This window comes from Pseudomonas sp. ZL2, assembly GCF_054788455.1.
Genome location: NZ_JBGOGX010000005.1, coordinates 1 through 25,057, shown reverse-complemented (window position 1 = coordinate 25,057; position 25,057 = coordinate 1). Strand labels below are relative to the sequence as shown.

At 62.1% G+C, this 25,057-nt stretch carries 24 protein-coding genes; 15 read left to right on the top strand and 9 right to left on the bottom strand.

All coding sequences use genetic code 11. The features are described 5' to 3' along the window. Nucleotides 1–41: 41 nt before the first annotated feature. The 5 genes from ABM562_RS07745 to dksA all read right to left on the bottom strand — a co-directional run bounded on the left by ABM562_RS07745 (nucleotide 42) and on the right by dksA (nucleotide 6,229). Nucleotides 42–1,481 (bottom strand): sigma-54-dependent transcriptional regulator, encoded by a 1,440-nt coding sequence (locus ABM562_RS07745; protein ID WP_115085249.1) that lies wholly within the window; start codon nucleotides 1,479–1,481, stop codon nucleotides 42–44. Between the two features lie 22 nt (nucleotides 1,482–1,503). Continuing rightward, nucleotides 1,504–4,458, bottom strand: a complete 2,955-nt coding sequence (locus ABM562_RS07740; RefSeq protein WP_166675635.1) for a sensor histidine kinase — start codon at nucleotides 4,456–4,458, stop codon at nucleotides 1,504–1,506. Then, nucleotides 4,442–4,618, bottom strand: coding sequence for a hypothetical protein (locus tag ABM562_RS07735; RefSeq protein WP_003250005.1), 177 nt, complete (start codon nucleotides 4,616–4,618; stop codon nucleotides 4,442–4,444). Before ABM562_RS07735 ends, ABM562_RS07740 begins: the two co-directional genes overlap by 17 nt. Nucleotides 4,619–4,813: 195 nt before the next feature. Then, nucleotides 4,814–5,701, bottom strand: coding sequence for a tRNA glutamyl-Q(34) synthetase GluQRS (gene gluQRS, locus ABM562_RS07730; RefSeq protein WP_115085273.1), 888 nt, complete (start codon nucleotides 5,699–5,701; stop codon nucleotides 4,814–4,816). Nucleotides 5,702–5,779: 78 nt separating this feature from the next. Continuing rightward, nucleotides 5,780–6,229: an RNA polymerase-binding protein DksA gene (gene dksA, locus ABM562_RS07725; RefSeq protein ID WP_115085250.1), complete on the bottom strand. Its 450-nt coding sequence runs from the start codon at nucleotides 6,227–6,229 to the stop codon at nucleotides 5,780–5,782. A 245-nt stretch (nucleotides 6,230–6,474) separates the two neighbouring features. On the opposite strand from dksA, the gene ABM562_RS07720 reads away from it, so the two are divergent. Next, nucleotides 6,475–7,647 (top strand): pyridoxal phosphate-dependent aminotransferase, encoded by a 1,173-nt coding sequence (locus ABM562_RS07720; RefSeq protein WP_115085251.1) that lies wholly within the window; start codon nucleotides 6,475–6,477, stop codon nucleotides 7,645–7,647. Next, on the top strand, nucleotides 7,647–8,360 hold the full coding sequence (gene sfsA / locus ABM562_RS07715) for a DNA/RNA nuclease SfsA (RefSeq protein WP_115085252.1): 714 nt from the start codon (nucleotides 7,647–7,649) through the stop codon (nucleotides 8,358–8,360). Before ABM562_RS07720 ends, sfsA begins: the two co-directional genes overlap by 1 nt. Here the strand turns inward: sfsA and ABM562_RS07710 are convergent. Next, the gene (locus ABM562_RS07710) at nucleotides 8,350–8,667 is read right to left on the bottom strand and encodes a Rieske (2Fe-2S) protein (protein ID WP_115085253.1); all 318 of its coding nucleotides are present in this window, start codon (nucleotides 8,665–8,667) and stop codon (nucleotides 8,350–8,352) included. The two genes, sfsA and ABM562_RS07710, sit on opposite strands and share 11 nt — an antisense overlap. 153 nt (nucleotides 8,668–8,820) lie before the next feature. Between ABM562_RS07710 and ABM562_RS07705 the strand changes: the two genes are divergently transcribed. Genes ABM562_RS07705 through ABM562_RS07690 form a run of 4 tightly spaced genes read left to right on the top strand, consistent with a single transcriptional unit; the run spans nucleotide 8,821 to nucleotide 12,400 of the window. Further along, nucleotides 8,821–9,687: a heme/hemin ABC transporter substrate-binding protein gene (locus tag ABM562_RS07705; protein WP_115085254.1), complete on the top strand. Its 867-nt coding sequence runs from the start codon at nucleotides 8,821–8,823 to the stop codon at nucleotides 9,685–9,687. Between the two features lie 50 nt (nucleotides 9,688–9,737). Continuing rightward, a complete protein-coding gene (locus tag ABM562_RS07700; protein WP_233674467.1) occupies nucleotides 9,738–10,721 on the top strand; it encodes a FecCD family ABC transporter permease in 984 nt (327 codons plus the stop codon). Beyond that, the gene (locus ABM562_RS07695) at nucleotides 10,721–11,488 is read left to right on the top strand and encodes a heme ABC transporter ATP-binding protein (protein WP_134061350.1); all 768 of its coding nucleotides are present in this window, start codon (nucleotides 10,721–10,723) and stop codon (nucleotides 11,486–11,488) included. The genes ABM562_RS07700 and ABM562_RS07695 overlap by 1 nt, the downstream gene beginning before the upstream one ends. A 12-nt stretch (nucleotides 11,489–11,500) precedes the next feature. After that, nucleotides 11,501–12,400: a ChaN family lipoprotein gene (locus ABM562_RS07690; protein ID WP_115085257.1), complete on the top strand. Its 900-nt coding sequence runs from the start codon at nucleotides 11,501–11,503 to the stop codon at nucleotides 12,398–12,400. Between the two features lie 169 nt (nucleotides 12,401–12,569). On the opposite strand, the gene ABM562_RS07685 is transcribed toward ABM562_RS07690, so the two are convergent. From ABM562_RS07685 to ABM562_RS07675, 3 genes are all read right to left on the bottom strand, one after another. Continuing rightward, nucleotides 12,570–12,854 (bottom strand): TfoX/Sxy family protein, encoded by a 285-nt coding sequence (locus ABM562_RS07685; protein ID WP_115085258.1) that lies wholly within the window; start codon nucleotides 12,852–12,854, stop codon nucleotides 12,570–12,572. Nucleotides 12,855–13,021: 167 nt separating this feature from the next. Next, nucleotides 13,022–13,366 carry a pentapeptide repeat-containing protein gene (locus ABM562_RS07680; protein WP_115085259.1) on the bottom strand — a complete coding sequence of 115 codons (345 nt, stop codon included), beginning with the start codon at nucleotides 13,364–13,366 and terminating at the stop codon, nucleotides 13,022–13,024. Between the two features lie 104 nt (nucleotides 13,367–13,470). After that, complete coding sequence (locus ABM562_RS07675) at nucleotides 13,471–15,033, bottom strand: bifunctional aminoglycoside phosphotransferase/ATP-binding protein (RefSeq protein ID WP_115085260.1); 1,563 nt, start codon at nucleotides 15,031–15,033, stop codon at nucleotides 13,471–13,473. Between the two features lie 116 nt (nucleotides 15,034–15,149). Between ABM562_RS07675 and mrcB the strand changes: the two genes are divergently transcribed. The 9 genes from mrcB (at nucleotide 15,150) to msrQ (ending at nucleotide 24,995) form a co-directional block, all read left to right on the top strand. Then, nucleotides 15,150–17,471, top strand: a complete 2,322-nt coding sequence (gene mrcB, locus ABM562_RS07670; RefSeq protein WP_115085261.1) for a penicillin-binding protein 1B — start codon at nucleotides 15,150–15,152, stop codon at nucleotides 17,469–17,471. A 24-nt stretch (nucleotides 17,472–17,495) separates the two neighbouring features. Further along, nucleotides 17,496–18,257 (top strand): hypothetical protein, encoded by a 762-nt coding sequence (locus ABM562_RS07665; RefSeq protein ID WP_460421334.1) that lies wholly within the window; start codon nucleotides 17,496–17,498, stop codon nucleotides 18,255–18,257. Beyond that, nucleotides 18,257–18,586 carry a YqcC family protein gene (locus ABM562_RS07660; protein ID WP_134061352.1) on the top strand — a complete coding sequence of 110 codons (330 nt, stop codon included), beginning with the start codon at nucleotides 18,257–18,259 and terminating at the stop codon, nucleotides 18,584–18,586. The genes ABM562_RS07665 and ABM562_RS07660 overlap by 1 nt, the downstream gene beginning before the upstream one ends. 422 nt (nucleotides 18,587–19,008) lie before the next feature. Next, entirely contained in the window at nucleotides 19,009–20,733 is a 1,725-nt protein-coding gene (locus ABM562_RS07655) for an acetolactate synthase 3 large subunit (protein ID WP_038999710.1), read from the top strand. A gap of 2 nt (nucleotides 20,734–20,735) precedes the next feature. Next, complete coding sequence (gene ilvN / locus ABM562_RS07650) at nucleotides 20,736–21,227, top strand: acetolactate synthase small subunit (RefSeq protein ID WP_010223016.1); 492 nt, start codon at nucleotides 20,736–20,738, stop codon at nucleotides 21,225–21,227. Nucleotides 21,228–21,277: 50 nt separating this feature from the next. Further along, nucleotides 21,278–22,294, top strand: coding sequence for a ketol-acid reductoisomerase (gene ilvC / locus ABM562_RS07645; RefSeq protein WP_045199667.1), 1,017 nt, complete (start codon nucleotides 21,278–21,280; stop codon nucleotides 22,292–22,294). Nucleotides 22,295–22,440: 146 nt separating this feature from the next. Continuing rightward, the gene (gene pssA / locus ABM562_RS07640) at nucleotides 22,441–23,298 is read left to right on the top strand and encodes a CDP-diacylglycerol--serine O-phosphatidyltransferase (RefSeq protein ID WP_010223018.1); all 858 of its coding nucleotides are present in this window, start codon (nucleotides 22,441–22,443) and stop codon (nucleotides 23,296–23,298) included. Nucleotides 23,299–23,361: 63 nt separating this feature from the next. After that, nucleotides 23,362–24,375 (top strand): protein-methionine-sulfoxide reductase catalytic subunit MsrP, encoded by a 1,014-nt coding sequence (gene msrP, locus ABM562_RS07635; protein ID WP_115085264.1) that lies wholly within the window; start codon nucleotides 23,362–23,364, stop codon nucleotides 24,373–24,375. Beyond that, on the top strand, nucleotides 24,375–24,995 hold the full coding sequence (msrQ, locus tag ABM562_RS07630; RefSeq protein ID WP_115085265.1) for a protein-methionine-sulfoxide reductase heme-binding subunit MsrQ: 621 nt from the start codon (nucleotides 24,375–24,377) through the stop codon (nucleotides 24,993–24,995). Before msrP ends, msrQ begins: the two co-directional genes overlap by 1 nt. Nucleotides 24,996–25,057 lie beyond the last annotated feature (62 nt).

Genomic DNA, 25,057 nt, shown 5'->3' with positions numbered 1-25,057 from the left:
CGGTGTTACCGCCGCGCACCCGCACAACCTGCTGAAACGGCTCAGCTTTCGCTGGTGGCGCCACTCTTGCGTCGCGGAATACCCAGGCGCTGACGACGCTCCCACAGGCACTTGCGACTGACCCCAAGCTTGCGTGCAAGCTCGGTCTCGGTCATGTGGTCCTGGTGCTCGAGGACGAAATGCTGGAAGTAATCTTCCAGTGACAGATCTTCGGTCGGCTCGTGGCTGGTGTTGCTGGCGTTGCTGCCGGTACCCGGCAGGCCGGCAAACGGATCGTCGTCTACCAGGTCACTGAGTTCGATGTCGATGCCCAGCAGGTCGGCAGAAATTTCCGGGCTCTCGCACAGGATCACCGCACGCTCCACGGCGTTCTCCAGTTCGCGCACGTTACCTGGCCAGGAGTAGTGCCGAATGGCTTGCTCAGCGTCGTGGGCGAAGCGCAGGTCGTTGCGCCCGACCCGCGCACTCTGGCGGGCGAGGAAGGCATTGGCGATCTCGTTGACGTCGGCACCGCGCTCGCGCAAGGCCGGCAACTTGAGGGCGATGACGTGCAGGCGGTAATAAAGGTCTTCACGGAACTGGCCGACCTTGGCCAGGTTCTTCAGGTCGCGGTGGGTCGCGGCGATCAGGCGCACATCGACCTTTTGCGATTGCACCGAACCGACCCGGCGGATTTCGCCTTCCTGCAGCACGCGCAACAGGCGCGCCTGGGCTTCGAGTGGCAGTTCGCCGATCTCGTCGAGGAACAGCGTACCGCCATCGGCGGCTTCGACCAGACCGGCACGTCCGGCACTGGCACCGGTAAAGGCGCCTTTTTCGTGGCCGAACAGTTCCGACTCGATCAGGGTTTCCGGGATGGCCGCACAGTTCACCGAGATCATCGGTGCCTTGGCCCGCCGCGAGAGGTTGTGCAGGGCGCGGGCCACCAGCTCTTTACCGGTTCCCGATTCGCCCTGGATCAGCACATTGGAGTCTGTTGGGGCGACCTTGCGGATCTTGCTGTACAGGTCTTGCATCGGTGGGCAGGAGCCGATGATGCCGATCTCGCCATTGGCCGCATTGCTGGCCGCGGCCTTGTCGCCACCTGCAGACTTGCCGTTGCCCCGTTCAGCGGGCGCGGCGGGCGCGTTCTGCCGGTCGCGCAGGATGCGGGCCACGGCCTGCAGCATTTCGTCGTGATCGAATGGCTTGGCGATGTAGTCCACCGCACCCATTTTCATCGAGTCGACGGCAGAACGCAGGCTCGCGTAACTGGTCATGATCAGTACCGGCGTGCCCTGGCCGAGCTTGATCAGTTCGGTGCCAGGCGCGCCCGGCAGGCGCAGGTCGCTGACAATCAGGTCGAAGGTCGCAATGCTGAAGCGTTCCTGGGCTTCCTGCACCGAGCCGGCCTCGCTGACCTGGTACTGGTTGCGCTCAAGCAATCGGCGCAACGCCGAGCGGATAATGGTTTCGTCTTCGACGATCAGAATATGCGGCATTGATTCAATTCTCTCGACGGTCTCAGTTCACAGCGGACGTCGCTACGACATGGCGCGGCAGGGTCACTCGGATCCGGGTGCCACGTTGGCTCTGGCTATCGGCCGGGCTGTCGATGGTGATTTGTCCATAATGCTCTTCCACGATGGAATAGACCAGAGCAAGCCCCAGTCCGGTACCTTCGCCCGGGTCCTTGGTAGTGAAGAAGGGTTCGAACAGACGATCCATGATGTTTTTCGGGATACCGCTGCCTTCATCCTCGACGATCAGGTCGACGGTATGTTCGCTGGCTTCGCTCTTGACCCGTACGGCGCTGCCGGGCGGGGAGGCGTCGCGGGCGTTGGACAGCAGGTTGATCAGCACCTGGGCCAGGCGTTGCGGGTCGCCCTCGACCCAGTGTTCCGGGTCGCACAGGTTGAAGAACTGTACTTCGAAATTGCGCCGGTTCAAGGCCAGCAGACCGATGGCATCCTGGGCCACTTCGGCCAGGCACACCGGCTCATCGCTGTGCTGGTGGCTGCCGGCATGGGCAAAGCTCATCAACGACTGGACGATGCGCGAGATGCGTTTGGTCTGCTCCAGGATCTGGCTGCTCAGCTCGGTGATTTCGCCATCCTCTTCGCGCTCTTCGCGCAGGTTTTGCGCCAGGCAGGCGATACCGGTGACCGGGTTGCCGATCTCGTGGGCAACCCCGGCGGCCAGGCGGCCGATGCTGGCCAGGCGCTCGGAGTGCACCAGCTTGTCTTCCAGGGCCTGGGTTTCGGTGAGGTCTTCGACCAGCAGCACCAGGCCACTGTTACCCGGTGCCAGCGGCTCGTCGATGGCCGCCTTGTGCAGGTTCAGCCAGCGGGTCTGGCCGTCCAGGCCCAGGCGTTGCTTATGCAGGTGTTCGTCGGGCACGTTGATGAAGCCCAGCAGCAGGCCGCGCCAGGGTTCGCCGATGGTGGTCAGGCGCGAGCCGACCACGCGCTTGGCGGGGATGCCGGTGAGCTCTTCCATGGCCTTGTTCCACATCAGGATTTCCTGGTCCTTGGCCAGCGAGCAAACACCCATCGGCAACTCTTGCAGGGTCTGGCGGTGGTAACGGCGCAGGGCGTCGAGCTCGGCGGCCAGGCCAGTCAGGCGCGAGTGGTAGTCTTCCAGGCGGCTTTCGATGAAGTGGATGTCCTCGGTAACGTAGTTTTCGTTACCGGACTTGTAGGGCAGGAAGGTCTCGACCATGTCCTGGGCCACGCTCGGGCCCATCAGCCCTGACAGGTTGGCCTCGATGCGGTCGCGCAGGCGGCGCAGGGCATAAGGGCGGCGCTCGTCGAACGGCAGGTAGAGGTCGCGCAGGGCCTGTTCCACTTCCTTCTGTGCGGCCTTGGCACCCAGGGGCTTGGCCAGCTGGGTAGCGAACTCCTGGGGCGAGGCGGCGTGCAGCTCGCGGCGTTGCGGGCGACGCACGTTATCTACCGCACAGGCCTCGGCCGCGCTGACTTCTTCACTGCTGGCGTTGGTGAACAGCGAGATCAGGGTGAACAGCAGCACGTTGGCTGCCAGTGATGCGATTGCGGCCATGTGCCAACTGGTGTCGTCGAGCACATAGATCATGTTCAGCAGCGGAATGTAGAAGCCCTGCAGGTTGCCCACCAGCGGCAACAGCATGGTCACCATCCACACCAGGATCCCTGCCAGCAGCCCGGCAATGAAGCCGCGGCGGTTGGCGGTCGGCCAGTACAGCACCGAGAGCACCCCTGGCAGGAACTGCAGGGTGGCGACGAAGGCGACGATACCGAGGTTGGCCAGGTCCTGCTGGCTGCCCAGAGTCAGGTAGAAGCCGAAACCGGCGGCGATGATGGCGACGATCAGCGCCCGGCGGGTCCACTTCAGCCAGCGATAGATATTGCCCTCGGCCGGTGGCTGGTACAGCGGCAGCACCAGGTGGTTCAGGGCCATGCCCGAAAGTGCCAGGGTGGTGACGATGATCAGCCCGCTGGAGGCCGATAGCCCGCCGATATAGGCCAGTAACGCCAGCGCCTGGTTGTTGGCGGCGATGCCCAGGCCCAGGGTGAAGTATTCCGGGCTGGTGCTGGCGCCCATTTTCAGGCCGGCCCAGAGAATCAGCGGCACGGCCAGGCTCATCAGCAGCAGGAACAGCGGCAGGCCCCAGCTGGCGCTGACCAGCGAGCGCGGATTGAGGTTCTCGGTAAATGCCATGTGATACATGTGCGGCATGACGATGGCCGAGGCGAAGAACACCAGCAGCAGGGTGCGCCATGGGCCTTCCTGCAACGGTGTGTGCAAGGCGGCGAGGGCGGTCTGGTTCTGCAACAACCAGACTTCCAGTTCATGCGGACCGCCGAAGACGCCGTACAGCGCATAAAGGCCGATACCGCCCAGGGCCAGCAGCTTGATCACCGACTCGAAGGCAATGGCAAACACCAGGCCTTCGTGTTTCTCCCGGGTGGCGATGTGCCGCGAGCCAAAGAAGATGGTGAACAGGGTGATCAGCGCGCAAAAGGCAAAGGCGACCCGCGCCTTGACCGGCTCGCCGGTAAGAATACTGATCGAGTCAGCCACCGCCTGGATCTGCAGCGCCAGCAACGGCAGTACGCCAATCAACATGAAGATGGTGGTGAGCGCCCCGGCCCAGGTGCTGCGAAAGCGGAAGGCGATCAGGTCGGCCAGCGACGACAATTGATAGGTACGGGTGATCTTCAGGATCGGGTACAGCAGCACCGGCGCCAGCAGGAAGGCCCCGGACACCCCGAGGTAACAGGCGAGAAAGCCGTAGCCGTACTGGTAGGCCAGGCCCACCGAGCCATAAAAGGCCCAGGCACTGGCATAGACGCCCAGCGACAGGGTGTAGGTCAGCGGGTGGCGGATGATCGAGCGCGGGATCATCCCGCGTTCGCTGACCCAGGCCACGCCGAACAGCACCAGCAGGTAGGCGGCGCTGATCAGGATCATCTGGGTCAGGCTAAAGCTCATCGGCATCACGTTGGCTCTGCAGGATAAAGGTCACGACGATCAGGATCAGCCAGAGCAGGTAAGGGCGATACCAGGCACCGGTTGGCTCGATCCACCAGTCCATGATGGCCGGGGAGAACAGGTAGATCCCCACGACCAGAAGCAGGACCAAACGATAGATATACATGCTGGCCTCAAAGGTTAGGGCGCTGCGGCTTGGACTTATTATTGGCGCAAATGGCTGCGGCGATGGTAACGGGCTTGTGCGTTTTTGCCAAAGAATTGAATTTACTAGGCTTTCTGCATGACTGGTAGGAGCGGGCTTGCCCCGCGATCAAGTGCGGATTGCCCTCATCGCGGGGCACCGCCGCTCCTGCAAGGGTCAGTGCAGGTCGGCCTCGGGCACGCTCAGGCGTCGGGGCAGGGCGTCGGGGTTCCAGTGCAGTGCGGCATGCGCCAGCACTTCGCCCGGGGTGCCTTGCTCCATGCCCGCTTCGGTCGCCTGGCCCAGCGCGCGCAATGCCCGCAGCAGCAAGGGCGTCGCCTGCTCGGCGGCCAGTGGCGGTGAACGGTAGGACTTGCCCAGCTTGTGTCCGTCCGGCTGCACGATCAGTGGCACATGCAGGTAACGCGGTTGCGACAGCCCCAGCAATTCTTGCAGGTACAGCTGGCGTGGAGTGTTGTCGAGCAGGTCGGCGCCGCGGACGATATCGGTCACCCCTTGCCAGGCGTCATCCAGCACCACGGCCAGTTGATAAGCGTACAGGCCATCGCGGCGGCGAATGACAAAGTCGCCGACCTCGCGGCCCAGATGCTGTTCGAAACGGCCCTGGACCCGGTCATCGAAATGGTAGGCCAGCTCTGGCACCCGTACGCGGATGGCCGCGTCCTCGCAGCCGTGCCCGGCGTTGCGGCACAGGCCCGGGTAAACGCCGTGATAGCCTTCGAGCTGCTTGCGCGAGCAGGTGCAGGCATAGGCCAGACCCTGACGGAACAGGCGTTCGATCACTTCGGCATAGGCCTCGTGGCGCTGGCTCTGGTACACCACCTCGCCATCCCATTCCAGGCCGTAGCTTTCCAGGGTGTTGAGGATCGCTGCCTGGGCGCCGGGGGCTTCGCGGGGCGGGTCGATGTCTTCCATGCGCACCAGCCAGGTGCCGCCGACCGCACGCGCGTCCAGCCATGAGGCCAGGGCGGCGACCAGCGAGCCGAAGTGCAGGAAACCACTGGGGGTAGGGGCGAAGCGCCCGATGTAGCGAGGGTTGTTCATGCTCATGGACGCAACTGCAGAGGAATACGTATAGCCATAAATGAAACGGGGCGCCTTGAGCGCCCCGTTCTGGTCAGGTCAGGCTTTGCCGACCTGTTTTTCCTTGATTTCCGCCAAGGTCTTGCAGTCGTAGCACATGTCGGCGGTCGGGCGCGCTTCGAGGCGACGCAGGCCGATTTCGACACCGCATTTTTCGCACCAGCCGTATTCTTCATCGACGATCAGCTGCAGCGTCTTGTCGATCTTCTTGATCAGCTTGCGCTCACGGTCACGGTTGCGCAGTTCCAGGGCGAATTCTTCTTCCTGGCTGGCACGGTCGGCTGGGTCAGGGAAGTTGGCCGCTTCATCCTTCATGTGGTCAACGGTGTTGTCCACGCTGATCATCAGCTCTTTCTTCCAGCCATTGAGGAGCTTGGTGAAGTGGTCGCGCATGGCTTTGCTCATGTATTCCTCACCCTTTGTCTCTTTATAGGGTTCGACGCCATGAACAAGAACTGACTGACTTTGTTGCTTTTCTTGGGTGGACATGAATAGACCGCCTCTCACTCTTCTAATCCATTGCGCAGGCTGCTCCATCTCCGGCGCCCGCCGGCCCTGCGACTGCGAGCCGCCGAACTTACCAGATCGAATCGGGGTACGCTACTCCCGGTTGTCAAGGCCGGGACAACTGTGCCAGGCCTTGACGATCTTTGCAGTGGACCACAGCTTTTGCCACACGTTCGACCCAGTGCATGAGTAGAATCATTATTCTAGACCCTTTTGAGAGAAGGCTAATGGCCCAGCCCTACAGTGCGCGCAGCCGCGCCATCGAACCTTTCCACGTGATGGCCCTGCTGGCCCGCGCCAACGAGCTGCAGGCGAGCGGCTGCGACGTGATCCATCTGGAAATCGGCGAACCGGATTTCACCACCGCCGCGCCGATCGTCGAGGCCGGCCAGGCCGCACTGGCCCAGGGGCATACCCGTTATACCGCCGCCCGCGGGCTGCCGGCGCTGCGTGAGGCGATTGCCGGGTTCTATCAGCAGCGCTACGGGCTGAGCATCGACCCGCAGCGCATCCTCATCACTCCGGGTGGTTCCGGCGCCTTGCTGCTGGCCGCAAGCCTGTTGGTCGACCCGGGCAAGCACTGGCTGCTGGCCGACCCGGGTTACCCGTGCAACCGGCATTTCCTGCGCCTGGTCGAAGGTGCTGCGCAACTGGTGCCGGTGGGGCCAGAGGTGAATTATCAATTGAGCGCCGATCTGGTCGAGCGCTACTGGGACCAGGACACCGTCGGCGCCCTGGTGGCGTCACCTGCCAACCCGACGGGGACGGTGCTCGATCGCGACCAGCTTGCCGGCCTGTCGGCCGCTACCCGCGCGCGCAAGGGTCACCTGGTGGTGGACGAGATCTACCACGGCCTGACCTACGGCATGGATGCGCCAAGTGTGCTGGAAGTCGACGACGAGGCGTTCGTCCTTAATAGTTTTTCCAAGTATTTCGGCATGACCGGTTGGCGCCTGGGTTGGCTGGTGGCGCCACCGGCAGCAGTGGCTGACCTGGAAAAACTCGCGCAAAACCTCTACATCAGCGCGCCAAGCATGGCCCAGCATGCAGCGCTGGCGTGCTTCCAGCCAGCTACCCTGGCGATCCTCGAAGAGCGCCGTGCCGAGTTCGCCCGTCGTCGCGACTTCCTCCTGCCCGCATTGCGCGGGTTGGGTTTCCAGATCGCCGTCGAGCCTCAGGGTGCCTTCTATCTGTATGCCGACATCAGCGCTTTTGGCGGTGATGCCTTCGCCTTCTGCCGGCACTTCCTCGAAACCGAGCATGTGGCCTTTACCCCGGGCCTGGATTTTGGCCGTCACCAGGCCGGGCACCATGTGCGCTTTGCCTACACCCAGAGCTTGCCGCGCTTGCAGGAAGCGGTTGAGCGGATTGCCCGTGGACTGCGGAGCTGGCAAGGCTGATGCGTTTTTCTCCAACACTTGAAACCGCACGCTTACTGCGTCGCTACAAGCGCTTCCTGGCCGACATCGAACTGGCCAACGGCGAGCAGATGACCATTCACTGCCCCAACACCGGTTCGATGTTCAATTGCATGGTCGAGGGCGGCCAGGTCTGGTTCAGCCGCTCCAACGATCCCAAGCGCAAGCTGCCCGGTACCTGGGAAATCAGCGAAACGCCGCAAGGGCGCCTGGCCTGTGTCAACACCGGGCGGGCCAACGCCCTGGTAGAAGAGGCCTTGCGTGCCGGCGTCATCAGCGAGCTGGCCGGATTTACCGGGCTCAAGCGCGAGGTGGCCTACGGTGAAGAACGCAGCCGGGTGGATTTTCGCCTGGAGTTTGCTGACGGTCCGGCCTATGTCGAGGTCAAGAGCGTGACCCTGGGCTTTGATGACTCCAGCGTGGCCGCCTTCCCCGATGCGGTGACCCAGCGCGGCGCCAAGCACCTGCGTGAGCTGGCAACCCTGGCACGCCAGGGTGTGCGCGCGGTGCAGCTATATTGCGTGAACCTCAGCGGTGTCGAAGCCGTACGCCCGGCCGACGAGATCGACAGTGCCTATGCCGAGGCGCTGCGCGCTGCGGTGGCCGATGGCGTCGAGGTGCTAGCCTACGGCACGCGGATCGATGGCGAACAGGTCTATATCGATCGGCCGTTACCGGTGTTGCTCAGTCGATAAACCAGATGCCCTGGCTGTCTTCGCGGCAGTCCAGGGCAGTCAGTTGCTCGCCCTCGCAGGGGCCCGCCACGCATTCGCCGGACTCGATCAGAAACAGCGCGCCGTGGCGCCCGCAGGCGATCAGGCTGGCGCTGCTGTCGAGAAAGGCGTCAGGCTCCCAGTTCAACGGGATCCCGCGATGGGGGCAGTAATTGCGGTACAGGTAGACCGTGCCTGCGCGCCGAACCGCGAAAATCCCGAGGTCATCGACACTGAAGCCTCGGCTCTGGCCTTCGCCCAGGTGTTCGGAACGACAAAGAAAATGCATGGTGAGGGTTACTCGAAGTCACAGTGACGGCTTGACGTGCAAATGCAAATAATTATCAAATTGCCTGCGTCAGCCGTATCGGACGCTTTATACCGTGCGTCCCCGGCATTATCCACCCGGATTGCCGCTCCTCCTCATTCAAGGAAGCCTGTTATGCGCCCACGTGCCCGCCTGATCGCCCTATGTGCCGGTCTTGTGTTCAACACCTTGGCCCAGGCCGACACGTTGCCGCAGCGCTGGGTCAGCGCCGGTGGGGCACTGAGCGAGTGGGTGGCGGCGCTGGGCGGCGAGCAGAAGCTGGTCGGGGTCGATACCACCAGCCAGCATCCGCAATCGCTCAAGGCGTTGCCGAGTATCGGTTATCAGCGCCAGCTGTCCGCCGAAGGGGTGCTGAGCCTGCGTCCGGATGTGCTGGTGGGCACTGAAGAAATGGGCCCGCCGCCGGTGCTCGCGCAAATCCGCGGGGCCGGGGTCAAGGTCGAACTGCTTTCGAGCAAGGCCGACCTTGGCGCAGTCGAAACCAATCTGCAGCAACTGGGCCGCTTGCTCGGCAATGAGCAACAAGCCCAGCAACTGTTCGCCGAGTACCGTCAGCAACTCGATGCCCTGCAGGGCAAGATCAAGCAACTGCAAAACAGCCAAGCCGCCCCGGGCGTGATCCTGCTGGTCGGCCATGCCGGCTCCAAACCAATGATTGCCGGCAAAGGCACTGCCGGCGACTGGTTGCTCAAGCAGGCCGGTGCGCGCAACCTGGCTGACAACGAAGGCTACAAGAACTTCTCCGTAGAGGCCTTGGCGGCCCTCGATCCCGATGTGCTGGTATTCGCCGACCGTAGTCTGAGCGGTGACCAGGCCTTGCAGGCATTGCTCAAGGAAAACCCCGCCCTGAATGCTTCGCGTGCCGCACGTAACAAGCGCATGATCGAGCTGGACCCGACCCTGCTGGTTGGTGGTCTCGGTCCGCGTCTGCCGTCTACCTTGCAGAGCCTTTCCCAAGCCTTCTACCCGACCGCGCAATGAACCGGCTGGTCAAACCGCGCACGCTGTTCGTCACCCTGACGCTGCTGTGCCTGCTGGCGATCTGGTTGTCGCTGGCGCTGGGACCGGTCAGCCTGCCACTGATCGATACCCTGCGCGCCGGCGCCCGGCTGATCGGGTTGCCGGTGGCCGGGGAAGGGCTGGAGCAGGCCGAGCTGATCCTCGGCCAGATTCGTTTGCCGCGGACTTTGCTCGGGCTGACCGTGGGCGCCGTGCTGGCGCTGTCCGGGGTGGCGATGCAGGGGCTGTTTCGCAACCCGCTGGCCGACCCTGGCCTGGTCGGCGTGTCCGCTGGCGCCGCGCTCGGTGCGGCGGTGGCGATTGTTGGCGGCTCATGGATGGGCGGTATTCCCGAGCTATTCGCTCCTTATTTGTTATCGCTGTGTGCGTTTCTCGGTGGCCTCGGGGTGACCGCGCTGGTGTACCGCCTGGGCCGACGTGATGGTCAGACCAACGTAGCGACCATGCTCCTTGCCGGTATCGCCTTGACCGCCCTGGCCGGCGCGGCCGTGGGGCTGTTCACTTACCTGGCCGATGACGCCACCTTGCGCACCCTGACGTTCTGGAACCTGGGCAGCCTCAATGGCGCCAGTTATCTGCGCCTCTGGCCACTGGTGCTGGTCGCCGTGGTGGTCTCACTGTGGCTGCCGCGCCGGGCTCAGGCCTTGAATGCCTTGTTGCTGGGCGAATCCGAAGCGCGGCACCTGGGCATCGAGGTCGAGAAGCTCAAGCGCGAACTGGTGTTCTGTACCGCCTTGGGGGTTGGCGCGGCGGTAGCGGCGGCGGGGCTGATCGGCTTTATCGGCCTGGTGGTGCCGCATCTGGTGCGCTTGCTGGCCGGGCCTGATCACCGCGTGCTGTTACCGGCCTCGCTGTTGGCTGGCGCTTCGCTGTTGCTGTTCGCCGACCTGATCGCCCGTTTGGCGCTGGCGCCTGCGGAGCTGCCGATCGGTATCGTCACCGCGTTCATTGGTGCGCCGTTCTTCCTTTATCTGCTGTTGCGAGGGCGTGCCTGATGCTGCGAGTCGAGAACCTGTCCCTGCGCCGTGGCGCGAACCAGGTCCTGAGCGATATCAGCCTGGCGCTGCAACCCGGCCAGGTACTTGGGGTTCTGGGTCCCAACGGCGCGGGCAAAAGCAGCCTGCTCGGGGTGATGTGCGGCGAGCTGAATGCCAGCCAGGGGCGGGTGACCCTGGATGACCGAGGCCTGTCCGACTGGCCAGGCCAGCAGCGCGCCCAGCGCCTGGCGGTGTTGCCGCAAGTCTCCAGCCTGGGTTTTGCCTTCAAGGTTGAAGAGGTGGTCGGCATGGGCCGTTTGCCGCATAAAACCGGCCTCGAACGTGACCAGCAGATCATCGACGCGGCCCTGCAGGCGGCGGATGCCGGCCATCTGATCGGGCGCAGCTATCTGGCACTCTCCGGCGGCGAGCGTCAGCGCGTGCACCTGGCGCGGGTGCTGGCGCAGCTGTGGCCAGGGGAGGACGGGCGAATCCTGCTGCTTGACGAGCCGACCTCGATGCTCGACCCACTGCACCAGCACACCACCTTGCAAGCGGTCCGCGAGTTCGCTGATCGTGGTGCGGCGGTGATGGTCATCCTCCATGACCTGAACCTGGCGGCGCGCTACTGTGACCGTATCCTGCTGCTCGAACAGGGCCGCGCCCACGCCCTGGATACCCCGCAGCAGGTGTTGCGCCCCGATTCCCTCAAGGCGGTGTTCGGCATCGATGTGCTGGTACAGCCTCATCCCGAGCGGGGGCACCCGCTGATCATCGCCCGTTAGGAGAACTGCCCCATGCGTCGTCCCCGGTTGCCCGCGTTATTGCTGTTGCTGGTCTGGGGGCTCGCCGGCTGCCAGTCCCGAGCCGAGGCACCGCCTTTGCCAGCCTGGCAAAGCCCCGAAGGCCGTGAGCATGCCGAGCTTGGGCACATCCGTGAACTGAGCAGCGGCCGGCTGCTGACGCCCGCGCAACTGCTGGAGCGGCTCGCGCAGGCTCAACGGCTGCTGGTTGGCGAGAAACACGACAACCCCGATCACCATGCCCTGCAGCTCTGGCTGCTGCGCGCACTGGACGCGCAACGGCCGCAGGGCAGCCTGCTGCTGGAGATGCTGCAGCCGGTGCAGCAAGGCCAGGTCGATGCACTGAAACAGCAGCAAACACGCCCGCAGGACCTGCCCAAGGCGCTGGGCTGGCAGGATGGCTGGGATTGGGCCTTGTACGGGCCGATTGTCCATGAAGCCCTGGGGCAACCGTACTCGTTACTGGCCGCCAACCTCGACCACGACGAAGTGCGCAGGATCTATCGCCAGCCGCCAGCGTTGAAGGGGCCGCGCTCGGCAGCAGCCAAGGTACAAGCCGTGCTGCTGGAGCAAGTCAGGGAATCCCATTGCGGCCTGCTGCCCGAAAGCCAGTTGCCGGCCATGCTGGCGGTTCAGCAACAGCGCGACCGACGCATCGCCGAGCGCCTGCTGGCCGCACCACAACCGGCGTTGCTGTTGGCCGGCGGTTATCACGTGCGCAAGGACATCGGCGTGCCCTTGCACCTTGCCGATCTGGGTGCTGAAGGCACCACGCAGGTACTGATGCTCGCTGAGGTGGGGCAGGTGGTTGATGCGCAAATGGCCGATTATGTCTGGTACACCCCGGCTTTGCCGGAGCAGGACTACTGCGCGCAGATGCGCAAAGGCGGGTAAAAACCCCAGGCAAAAAAAGACCCGGCAAAGTGCCGGGTCAATAACCGTGATTAGCCTGATGAGGAGATAATCTGAGAGTCCGAACCAGGGGCTTTCAGGTTACCCAACCAGTCTCGCGACCAGTTGTGATAATCATAACGATTCTCATTTCGTAGTCAAGCGTCCTGACTCAATATTCCCGATTATTTTTCTGTACGGCAGTTTTGCCGTCGAGTTGCTGGTTCAGGGCTTCCTTGCGCTCGGCCGGAATATCGTTCCAGTGCACGTCGAGCAAGGCGCCTTCAATTGCGTAGAGCAGCACCTTCGAAGCCCTGAAGCCGCGGCTGCGCACGGCCTTGTAGGCAGTCACCGCACCCAGTCGGCGTAAATCCGAAGCACTGTGGATGCCGACCGCATGCAGCCACTGCGCAGAAGTCTTGCCAAGATTTTTCAGATGCTGGAGTTCATCGTTCATCAAGCCTCCTTGCGACGGCTGAACGGGTCTTGATTAAGGAATCGCGGCAGGTCAATGAGGAGTGTAGCGGCACTTGGAAAATACGCGGCGTTTTGCCATCCATGTGCCGACGGGTAGCCGAAAGCTGCCCGCCAGGCCACAGCCGGCGGGCGTTTCACTCGTTGCTGTCAGCGTGTGCGGTAACGCAGGCGGGTGCCGAAATTGACCGACATCAGGATCTCGTCGGCGCTCAGTTCGCTGGGGAAGTAGGTGCCGGAAATCTGCGCATGGGCAAGGCTGGCGCCTTCCAGGCCGTTGTAGCGCAGGTCCAGGCCGCGCAGGTCGGAGGCGCGGAAGTAGGCATCGGTGAAGTCGATGCCGCTGGTGTCCAGTTCACGCAGGTCGAGTCCGCGGAAATCACCGCCACGAAAGTCGACGGCGCCGTCCTTGGGTTTCTCGCGATTGAAGCTGGCGATCTGTTCGTCATGCACCAACGCATATAGCGCGCTGTCCAGTTGCCGTGGCTGATTCATGAGGCGCCTCCTTGTTTGCCCTGATGGTGACACTATAGGGCCATCATTGCGGAGGCGCCCGGAATCAAGCGTGAAGTGTCGACTACTTCACGTCCCGGGAGGCTTCAGAGCCCTGGCAGGCGCTGACGGATCTGCTTGACCAGCAGGTCGAGGCTACCGCTTTCGTTGGTTTCCACGCGCTTGCTTTGCAGCAGCTCTTCGGCGCTGAGCGGGTCACGGCTGGCTTGCTGGGCCTTGACCACCTCCAGGGTGGCATCCGACGGATCGTTTTGATCGGCCTGACGCTTGGCCAGCCAGCTGGCGATCACCGCATCCGGCGCGTTGCAGTCGAGGATCAGGAACGGCACGCCGGTTTCGCTGGCGACCCCGGCGGCGGCCTGGCGCTGGTCTTGCTTGAGGTAGGTGGCGTCGATCACCACCGGGAAGCCGGCGCGCAGGATGGTTTCGGCCATTTGGTGCAGGCGTTGGTAGGTGGCCTGGCTGGCGTCTTCGCTGTAGATGCCGGCTTGCAGCTGGCCGGCATTGGCGCTGGCTTGCTCACCGAACATGCGCTTGCGCTCGACGTCCGAACGCAGGCGAATGGCGCCCAGGGCATCGACCAGGCGCATGGCCACGTGGCTCTTGCCGACAGCGGAAACGCCGTGGGTGATGGCCAGAAACCGCGAAGGGATGGCGCTGTAGCTCTCTGCCAGGTTGGCATAGTTGCGATAGGTGCGCAGGGTAGTGGCGCGCTGCACGGCATCGGCGTTGGCCGGCATGCTGAACAGGGCGACCTTGGCCCGCACCAGTGCACGATAAGCCTTGTAGAAGTTCAGCAGTTCCAAGCCGGCGTAGTCACCGGTCAGTTCCAGGTACTGGCTGATGAAGCGGCGCGACAGCGATTTCAGGCCGCGGTCTTCGAGGTCCATGGCCAGGAATGCGGCGTCGGCATAAACGTCGGTCAGGCGGAACGGTTCGTTGAACTCGATGCAGTCGAAAATCACCACCTTGCCATCGATCAGGGTGGCGTTGCCCAGGTGGATATCACCGTGGCATTCGCGGATGAAACCTTCTGCCTTGCGTTGCTCAAGCAGGCGATTCAGGCGTTTGAAGCTGTCCTGGGCCCAGGCTTGCAGGGCATCCAGTTGCTGCAGGTCGGCCTTGTCGGAAAGGAACGGGCGAATCTGCTCGAAGTTCTGCTCGACCGGGGCCATGACGCTGTCTGGCGTGCCCAGTGGATGCTCCACGGCAACTTTTGGCGCCGCCAGGTGGAAGCGGGCGATCTGCTCGGCCATCTGGTCGATGTGCGCGGCGGTCAGTTCGCTGTTGGCCTGCAGGGTGCTGAGCATCTGGCTCTGAGGGAACTGGCGCATCTTCAGCGCGTATTCGATCGGCTCGCCTTCGCCACCCAGTTGCGGTGCTTCGGCGCTGCCGGTGATCGGCAGCACTTCCAGATACAAGCCGTCGGTCAGGCGCTGGTTCAGGCGCAGCTCTTCGGCGCAGAAGTGCGCGCGCTGCGACAGCTCGGTGAAGTCGAGGAAGCCAAAGTTCATCGGCTTCTTGATTTTGTAGGCATATTCACCGGTGAGCAGCACCCAGGAGATATGCGTCTCGATAACCTGAAACGCCGTCACTGGGTGAGGGAACAGGGCGGGGTTCTGCAGGGCTGTAATCAAGGCTTGGCTCACGGGCGATCCTTCTGGGTCGGGAGATTCGAATGGGCCATTATGGCTGCAAGCGTGGCTGGTGCAAACCGCCGGAGGGCGCCTGTCGATGTGCGATAAAGTGCGTATAATCCGCCGCCATGACTCGATCCCGATCCCCCCGTACCGCTAAAAAACGCCCGTCTGGCCGCTCGCGTGCCTGGCTGGGCTGGGCCTTGAAGCTCAGCCTGGTCGGCTTTGTGCTGGTGGCGGGCTATGCCATTTACCTCGACGCCGTGGTCCAGGAGAAATTCTCCGGCAAGCGCTGGACTATCCCGGCCAAGGTGTATGCCCGGCCGCTGGAGCTGTTCGTCGGCCAGAAACTGAGCAAGGCCGACTTCCTCATCGAACTCGATGCCCTCGGATATCGCCGCGAAAGCGTTGCCAATGGCCCGGGCGCGGCTGCAGTCAATGGCAATACCGTTGATCTGAATACTCGCGGCTTCCAGTTCTATGAAGGCATGGAAACGGCGCAAGCGGTGCGCGTGCGTTTCTCCGGTGACTATGTAGCCGGCTTGAGTGGCGCCAACGGCTCGAAGCTCGACGTGGTGCGCCTCGAGCCGCTGCTGATCGGCGGCCTGTACCCGAAAAACCTCGAAGACCGCATCCTGATCAAGATCGACCAGGTGCCGCCGTACCTGCTGGAAACCCTGGTGGCGGTGGAAGACCGTGACTTCTATCACCACTTCGGTGTGTCGCCCAAGTCGATTGCCCGGGCGGTGTGGGTCAACACCTCGTCCGGCGCCATGCGCCAGGGCGGCAGTACCCTGACCCAACAGTTGGTGAAGAACTTCTACCTGACCAACGAACGCAGCCTCAGCCGCAAGCTCAATGAAGCGATGATGGCCTTGCTGCTCGAGTTGCATTACGACAAGCGCGAAATCCTCGAGGCCTACCTCAACGAAGTGTTCGTCGGCCAGGACGGTCAGCGCGCGGTGCACGGCTTCGGCCTGGCCAGCCAGTTCTTCTTCAGCCAGCCGCTGTCGGAACTCAAGCTGCACCAGATTGCCTTGCTGGTCGGTATGGTCAAGGGCCCTTCCTATTACAACCCGCGGCGTTACCCGGAGCGGGCGACGGTGCGGCGTAACCTGGTACTCGACCTGCTGGCCGAGCAGGGCGTGGCAACCCCGGAAGCGGTGGAAGCGGCGAAGAAGATGCCATTGGGCGTGACCAAGCGCGGCAGCCTGGCCGACAGTTCGTACCCGGGCTTCCTCGACCTGGTCAAACGCCAGCTGCGCCAGGACTACCGTGATGAAGACTTGACCGAAGAAGGCCTGCGCATTTTCACCAGCTTCGATCCGATCCTGCAGATGAAGTCGGAAGCGGCCATGGGCGAGACCTTCAAGCGCCTGGCCGGGCGCAAGGGTGCCGATGAAGTCGAAGCGGCAATGGTCGTGACCAACCCGGAAACCGGTGAAGTCCAGGCCCTGATCGGCAGCCGTCAGGCCGGTTTCGCCGGTTTCAACCGCGCTATCGATGCGGTGCGGCCGATCGGCTCGCTGGTCAAGCCGGCGGTATACCTGACCGCCCTGGAAAAACCGAGCAAGTACACCCTGACCAGTTGGGTGCAGGACGAGCCGTTCTCGATCAAAGGCGCCGATGGCCAGGTGTGGCGGCCGCAGAACTATGACCGCCGCTCCCACGGTACGATTTATCTGTACCAGGGCCTGGCCAACTCCTACAACCTGTCGACCGCCAAGCTGGGCCTGGAACTGGGCGTGCCAAACGTGCTCAAGACTATTGGCCGGTTAGGCGTGAACGTCGACTGGCCGGCGTTCCCGTCGATGATGCTCGGGGCTGGCGGCATGTCGCCGATGCAGGTCGCGACCATGTACCAGACCCTGGCCAACGGTGGTTTCAATACACCGATGCGCGGTATTCGCAGCGTGCTGACCGCCGAAGGCGAGCCGCTCAAGCGTTATCCGTTCCAGATCCAGCAAACCTTCGATCCGGGCGCCATCTATCTGGTGCAGAACGCCATGCAGCGGGTGATGCGCGAAGGTACCGGGCGTTCGGTCTACAGTGTGCTGCCAAGCTCGTTGAACCTGGCGGGCAAGACCGGTACCAGTAACGATTCGCGTGACAGCTGGTTCGCAGGTTTCAGCCAGGACTTGCTGGCGGTGGTCTGGCTGGGGCGCGATGACAACGGTAAAACACCGTTCACGGGTGCTACCGGCGCGCTGCAGGTCTGGACCAGCTTCATGCGCAAGGCTGACCCCTTGCCGCTGGACATGCCGCTGCCCGATAACGTGGTTCAGGCCTGGATCGATCCGCATAGCGGCCAGGGCTCGGATGCCAGTTGCCCGGGCGCCGTGCAGATGCCGTATATTCGCGGTAGTGAACCGCCGGCTGGGCCCGCCTGTGGCGGCGAGCCGGATCCCGCCGAGTCCGTCATGGACTGGGTCAAGGGTTGGATGAATTAAGCACTAGCCTAAAGAGGGTGTGAAGTGAACAAGTGGTGGTTTCCAGCCTTGACGGCGCTGGCTTTGCTCAACGGCTGCGCCAGCAATCCGCGCGGCTCCATTCCCGTGGTCGATTCCAGTACCCGGGTTTCCAACAGCGAGCGGGTCACGGCTAACCGTGGTGCGCCTGCGCAGGTCAATGGCGGGACGCGTCAGGCTCAGGCCGTGCCGCAGGATTCCGGGGTGATGGTCATGGTCCCGCAAGGTTCCGGCGCCACACCGATCCAGACTTTCCCAGCGTCCACCGGTGCCGCGCCGATCAGCACCGGCCCGATTACCCCGGGCCCGAGCAGCTCGGCGCCGTTCGACAGCAGCTCGACCAATGCCGGCAGCTACACCATGCCGAGCACCACTGCGCCCAGCGCGCCGAGCGGTATTCCGCGCGCCAGTGCAGCCAGCGGCGGCCTCTCGGCTGACGAACAGCTCGACGGCCCGGTACTGGCGCTGTTGACCACCGCCCAGCAGCAACAGACCGGTGGCGACTACAACGGCGCCTCGTCGAGCCTGGAGCGTGCCCAGCGCATCGCGCCACGCGAGCCGCAAGTGCTTTACCGTCTGGCCCAGGTGCGCCTGGCTCAAGGCGATGCCGCGCAGTCCGAGCAACTGGCGCGCCGCGCGCTGACCTACGCCAACGGTCGCCCCGACCTGCAGGCCGGGCTGTGGAACATCATTGCCCAGTCGCGCGAAAAACAGGGTGATTCGGCAGGCGCAGCGCTGGCCCGGCAGAAAGCCCAGGTCAACCTGTAATGGATCCACGCATTCTCGATATTGCCGATCACCTGCTGTTGATCGAGCATGAACTCCATGCCCAAGGCTGGTGGAGTGATGTTTCACCGACGCCTCAAGCGTTGGCGAGCAGCGTGCCGTTCGCGGTCGACAGCATGAGCTTCGATCAGTGGCTGCAGTGGATCTTCCTGCCAAAAATGAAAGAGATTCTCGAAAAGGGCCTGCCGTTGCCAAATGCCTCCGGCATCCTGGTCATGGCTGAAACGGTATACGTCGATCGCCCGGAGCAAAGCCGCGAGCTACGCAGGCTGCTAGCAGAGTTTGACCAATTGATCAGTCCTTCTGCCTGAATTTCCCTCTTTTCACCCTTGGAGCCACAGATTGTGGCTCTTTTTGTTTGTATTGTTTGTTTTTCTGCTGCTGTCACTGGCATTAGTGGTGGCTGCGGATCGTCCTTGCGCGAAATTGGCAATAATTTTTCTTGACTTGCGCGCGCCGAAAAAGAAGAATCCAGATTCCGCTGTAGAGGGACTGCCAGAAGCAGACCCGCTAAGCAGATCATGAGGCGCATACCCGCGCCGACCTGTTACACCCCGCAACGCGTTACCTCGCGCTGGGTGGGAAAACCCCGCAACACTTTGGGGCGCTCCCAATACTTGCTCAGTCAGTGCTGACGTAGTCGGCGATTCCGTCGCTCATGCTCTGCTTGGCAGTAAACCTATTAAGACCCGTCCACCGTGGACGGTATTCTGGCGTTTTAGAGGTGAACAACGTGGAGCTTTTATCTGGCGCTGAGATGGTCGTCCGCTTTTTGCGTGACGAAGGCGTTAAGCACATCTACGGGTACCCTGGTGGTGCTCTCCTTCATGTTTACGATGCCCTGTTCAAAGAACCGGAAGTAAGCCACATCCTGGTTCGTCACGAGCAGGCAGCTACCCATATGGCGGACGGTTATGCCCGTGCCACCGGCAAGGCCGGCGTGGTACTGGTGACCTCTGGTCCAGGCGCGACCAATGCCATCACCGGTATTGCCACCGCGTACATGGACTCCATTCCGATGGTCATCCTCTCCGGTCAGGTGCCTAGCACCATGGTCGGTACCGATGCCTTCCAGGAAACCGACATGATTGGTATTTCCCGGCCGATCGTGAAGCACAGCTTCATGATCAAGCACGCCTCGGAAATCCCTGAAGTCCTGAAAAAAGCTTTCTATCTGGCGCAATCCGGTCGCCCGGGCCCGGTCGTGGTCGATATCCCCAAAGACATGACCAACCCCGCGGAAAAGTTCGAATACGTCTACCCCAAAAAGGTCAAGATGCGTTCCTACAGCCCGGCTGTTCGTGGTCACTCGGGGCAGATCCGCAAGGCTGCCGAGATGCTCCTGGCCGCCAAGCGCCCAGTGGTCTATGCCGGTGGCGGCGTGATCCTCGGCGGCGGCTCTGCCGCGCTGACCGAAGTTGCGCAGATGCTCAACCTGCCGGTCACCAACACCTTGATGGGCCTGGGTGGCTATCCGGGTACCGACCGCCAGTTCCTCGGCATGCTCGGCATGCACGGCAGCTACACCGCCAACCTGGCCATGCACCACGCTGACGTGATCTTCGCCGTCGGTGCGCGTTTCGACGACCGCGTGGTCAACGGCCCGGCCAAGTTCTGCCCGAACGCCAAGGTTATCCACATCGACATCGACCCGGCGTCGATCTCCAAGACCATCAAGGCCGACGTGCCGATTGTTGGCCCGGTCGAGAGCGTACTGACCGAAATGGTTGCGACCTTGCGCGAAATCGGCGAGCAGCCGGACAAGGCCGCTATGGATGCCTGGTGGAAGCAGATCGAAGAATGGCGTGGCGATCGCGACATGTTCCCTTACGACAAGGGCGACGGTAGCGTGATCAAGCCGCAAACCGTGATCGAGACCCTCTGCGAAGTGACCAAGGGCGATGCCTTTGTTACCTCCGACGTTGGTCAGCACCAGATGTTCGCGGCGCAGTACTACCGCTTCAACAAGCCGAACCGCTGGATCAACTCCGGTGGCCTGGGCACCATGGGCTTCGGCTTCCCGGCGGCCATGGGCGTCAAGCTGAACTTCCCGGACCAGGACGTTGCCTGCGTTACCGGTGAGGGCAGCATCCAGATGAACATCCAGGAGCTGTCGACCTGCCTGCAGTACGACCTGCCGGTGAAGATCGTCAACCTGAACAACGGTGTCTTGGGCATGGTCCGCCAATGGCAGGACATGGCCTACAACAGCCGTCACTCGCACTCCTACATGGAATCGCTGCCTGACTTCGTCAAGCTGGCCGAAGCCTATGGTCACGTGGGTATTCGCATCACCAGCCTGAAAGACCTCAAGCCCAAGCTCGAGGAAGCGTTCGCCATGAAAGACCGGCTGGTGTTCATCGATATCCAGGTCGACAACAGCGAGCACGTCTACCCGATGCAGATCAAAGACGGCTCTATGCGCGATATGTGGCTGAGCAAGACGGAGCGTACCTAATCATGCGGCACATTATTTCCCTGCTGTTGGAAAACGAACCCGGTGCCTTGTCTCGCGTGGTTGGTCTGTTCTCGCAGCGTAACTACAACATCGAAAGCCTGACGGTGGCGCCAACCGAAGACCCGACCCTGTCGCGTCTGACGCTGACCACGGTCGGTCATGATGAGGTGATCGAGCAGATCACCAAAAACCTGAACAAGCTGGTTGAAGTCGTCAAGCTGGTCGACCTCTCGGAAAGCGCGCACATCGAACGTGAACTGATGCTGGTCAAGATCAAGGCCACGGGCGCCCAGCGTGCCGAGATCAAACGCACCACCGATATCTATCGTGGGCAGATCGTCGACGTCAGCAGCAGCGTCTATACCGTTCAGCTTACTGGCGCCAGCGACAAGCTTGACAGCTTCATTCAGGCCATCGGTACCGCGTCCATTCTCGAAACAGTGCGCAGCGGCGTTACCGGCATTGCCCGTGGCGACAAAGTGCTCAGCATCTAACTCAAAAAATTAGCGATGGCCCTATGGGCCGAGATAACAGGGGTATTTTCATGAAAGTTTATTACGACAAAGACTGTGACCTTTCCATCATCCAGGGCAAGAAAGTTGCCATCATCGGTTACGGCTCCCAGGGCCACGCTCAAGCGTGCAACCTGAAAGACTCCGGTGTGGATGTCACTGTCGGTCTGCGTAAAGGTTCGAACACCGTTGCCAAAGCCGAAGCTCACGGCCTGAAAGTTGCCGATGTAGCGACCGCTGTTGCCGGTGCCGACCTGGTCATGATCCTGACCCCGGACGAGTTCCAGTCCCAGCTGTACAAGAACGAAGTCGAGCCGAACATCAAGAAGGGCGCCACCCTGGCCTTCTCCCACGGTTTCGCCATCCACTACAACCAGGTTGTCCCACGCGCCGACCTGGACGTGATCATGATCGCGCCAAAAGCGCCAGGTCACACCGTGCGTTCCGAATTCGTCAAAGGCGGCGGTATCCCTGACCTGATCGCGATCTACCAGGATGCTTCCGGCAATGCCAAGAACGTTGCCCTGTCCTATGCCGCTGGCGTCGGTGGCGGCCGTACCGGCATCATCGAAACCACCTTCAAGGACGAGACCGAAACCGACCTGTTCGGCGAGCAGGCTGTTCTGTGCGGTGGTACCGTCGAGCTGGTCAAAGCCGGTTTCGAAACCCTGGTTGAAGCGGGCTACGCGCCAGAGATGGCCTACTTCGAGTGCCTGCACGAACTGAAGCTGATCGTTGACCTCATGTACGAAGGCGGCATCGCCAACATGAACTACTCGATCTCCAACAACGCCGAATACGGCGAGTACGTGACCGGCCCTGAAGTCATCAACGCCGAATCCCGTCAGGCCATGCGCAACGCTCTGAAGCGCATCCAGGACGGCGAGTACGCCAAGATGTTCATCAGCGAAGGCGCCACCGGCTATCCTTCGATGACCGCCAAGCGTCGTAACAACGCTGCTCACGGCATCGAAGTCATCGGCGAGCAACTGCGCTCGATGATGCCTTGGATCGCGGCGAACAAAATCGTCGACAAGGCCAAGAACTGATCTTGTCCTGATGCGATGAAAACGCGGCTTCGGCCGCGTTTTTTCGTTTAGGCGGTCAGCTTCTGGTATAAAGCTTCATCGTTTGTCGGCGAACCCTCGTCGCAGACGTCTGTCGAAACTTTCCACACCGTTGCAAGGTAATGTCCATGAGCGAACGTCCCGAAGAGCCGAACAAGGCCTCTGACGCCGAAAGCCTGCTACCGATCGATGAGCATGTTGAAGAAGGGCATGACGCCGAAGGACGCAAGGTTCGGCATCGCGGCATCTATCTGCTGCCCAACCTGTTCACCACTGCGAACCTGTTCGCCGGTTTCTATTCGATCATCAACTCCATGAGTGCCCAGGCGGCCCTCAGCGCGGGTGATCCACGTGAGGCGAGCAAGTATTTCGCCTTCGCCGCTATCGCCATTTTCGTCGCCATGGTCCTCGATGGCCTGGACGGCCGTGTGGCACGCATGACCAACACCCAGAGCGCATTTGGTGCCGAGTACGACTCGCTGTCGGACATGGTCGCCTTCGGTGTCGCCCCGGCGTTGCTGGCCTTTGGCTGGGCCCTGGGAGACATGGGCAAGGTCGGCTGGATGGTCGCCTTCATCTATGTAGCTGGCGCCGCGCTGCGTCTGGCGCGCTTCAACACCCAGGTCGGCAAGGCTGACAAGCGCTACTTCATCGGCCTGGCCAGCCCGGCTGCTGCCGGTGTGGTGGCCGGTACCGTCTGGGCCTTCAGCGACTACGGCATCCAGGGTTCGAAACTGTCGTTCCTGGTGGCGCTGCTGGTGGCTGCGGCCGGCATGCTGATGGTCAGCAACATCAAGTACAACAGCTTCAAGGAACTGGATCTCAAGGGACGCGTACCGTTCGTAGCGATCCTCGCCGTGGTGCTGGTGTTCGCGGTAGTCTTCAGTGATCCACCGCGCATCCTGCTGCTGGTGTTCCTCGGCTATGCGGCCTCCGGCCCTGTGCAATACCTGTTGCGCATGCGTCGGCGCAAAAACATCGAGTGATGTAATTTCGCTCGGGCTCCGTAGTCTACTGGTGCATCAGTCCTCCAGTTCTACGGAGCCATCATGCTCATCAAGCTGTCCAAAGCCTCCGATTGCAAAGAATCGGATGTCACCCCTGAATCCCTTTATGTCTCGCGCCGCGCCATGCTCGGCGGGTCGCTGGCTGCCATCGCGGCAACCGCGCTGCCGCGGTGGGCCAGTGCTGCCGACGCATCGCGCTATGCCGATGTCGAGGCGGGCAGGGCGCCTGGCTGGTTCAGCGAGAAGCTCGTCGCTACCAAGTGGCAAGCAGTGACGGCGCCGGGGGAGGCGATCACGCCGTTCAAGGATGCCACCCACTACAACAACTTCTATGAGTTCGGCACCGACAAGGGCGATCCGGCGGCCAATGCCGGCAGCCTTAAAACCGAGCCCTGGACCGTGGTGGTGGATGGTGAAGTAGGCAAGCCCGGGCGCTATGCCCTGGAAGACTTCATGAAACCCTACCAACTGGAGGAGCGCATCTATCGCCTGCGCTGCGTGGAAGCCTGGTCGATGGTCATCCCCTGGCTGGGCTTTCCTTTATCGGCGCTGCTTGATCAGGTCGAGCCAACCTCCAAGGCCCGTTTCATTCGCTTCGAAACCCTGCAGGACCCGAAGAGCATGCCTGGTCAGCGCTCAAGCTTTGCCCTGATCGACTGGCCTTATATAGAAGGCTTGCGCCTGGATGAGGCGATGAACCCGCTGGCGATCCTCGCCGTTGGCATGTACGGGCGCGAACTGCCCAACCAGAACGGTGCGCCGTTGCGTCTAGTGGTGCCTTGGAAGTACGGCTTCAAGAGCATCAAGTCGATCGTGCGCATCAGCCTGGTCGAAGAGCAGCCGCGCACCACCTGGCAGGCGATTGCTCCAGAAGAATATGGCTTCTACGCCAACGTGAACCCCGAGGTTGATCACCCGCGCTGGACCCAGGCCCGTGAGCGGCGCCTGCCCAGTGGCCTGTTCAGTCCCAATGTGCGGCCCACGCAGATGTTTAATGGCTATGCCGAAGAAGTGGCAGGGCTGTACAGCGGCCTCGACCTGCGGAAGAACTACTGATGCGTTATCCACTCTTCAGGCTCGGCATCTTTATCTTGGCCAGTGTCTGGCCGCTATGGTGGTTGTATGAAGCAGCCATGGAAGCCCTTGGGCCGGATCCGGGCAAGATCCTGGTCGATCGCCTGGGGCTGGGGGCTTTGATCTTCCTATTGATAACCCTGAGCATGACGCCCTTGCAGCGCCTTACCGGCTGGGCGGGCTGGATTGTCTCGCGGCGCCAGCTGGGGCTGTGGTGCTTTGCTTATATAGTGCTGCACCTGAGTGCCTACATGTTCTTCGTCCTGGGGCTGGACTGGGGGCAGTTGGGGGTTGAGCTAAGCAAGCGTCCTTACATCATTGTCGGGATGCTGGGCTTTTTGGGCTTGCTGGTTTTAGCGGTCACTTCCAATCGATACAGTCAGCGCCGTCTCGGCGCGCGCTGGAAGAAGTTGCACAAACTGGTTTACGTGATTCTGGGGCTGGGCTTGTTGCACTTTCTCTGGGTAGTACGCGCCGACCTTAAAGAGTGGGTCATATACGCTGCTATCGGCTTGTTCCTGTTGGCCTTGCGTATTCCTGCGCTGGAGCGGCGAATCCCGCGCCTGGCAGTGCGTAAAACGGCACCTGTAACAAAAGCTTAAATAAGTGCTTGACGCCCCTGTGGATCTGTCTATAATTCGCCCCACTTCCGGCGCAGTCGGAA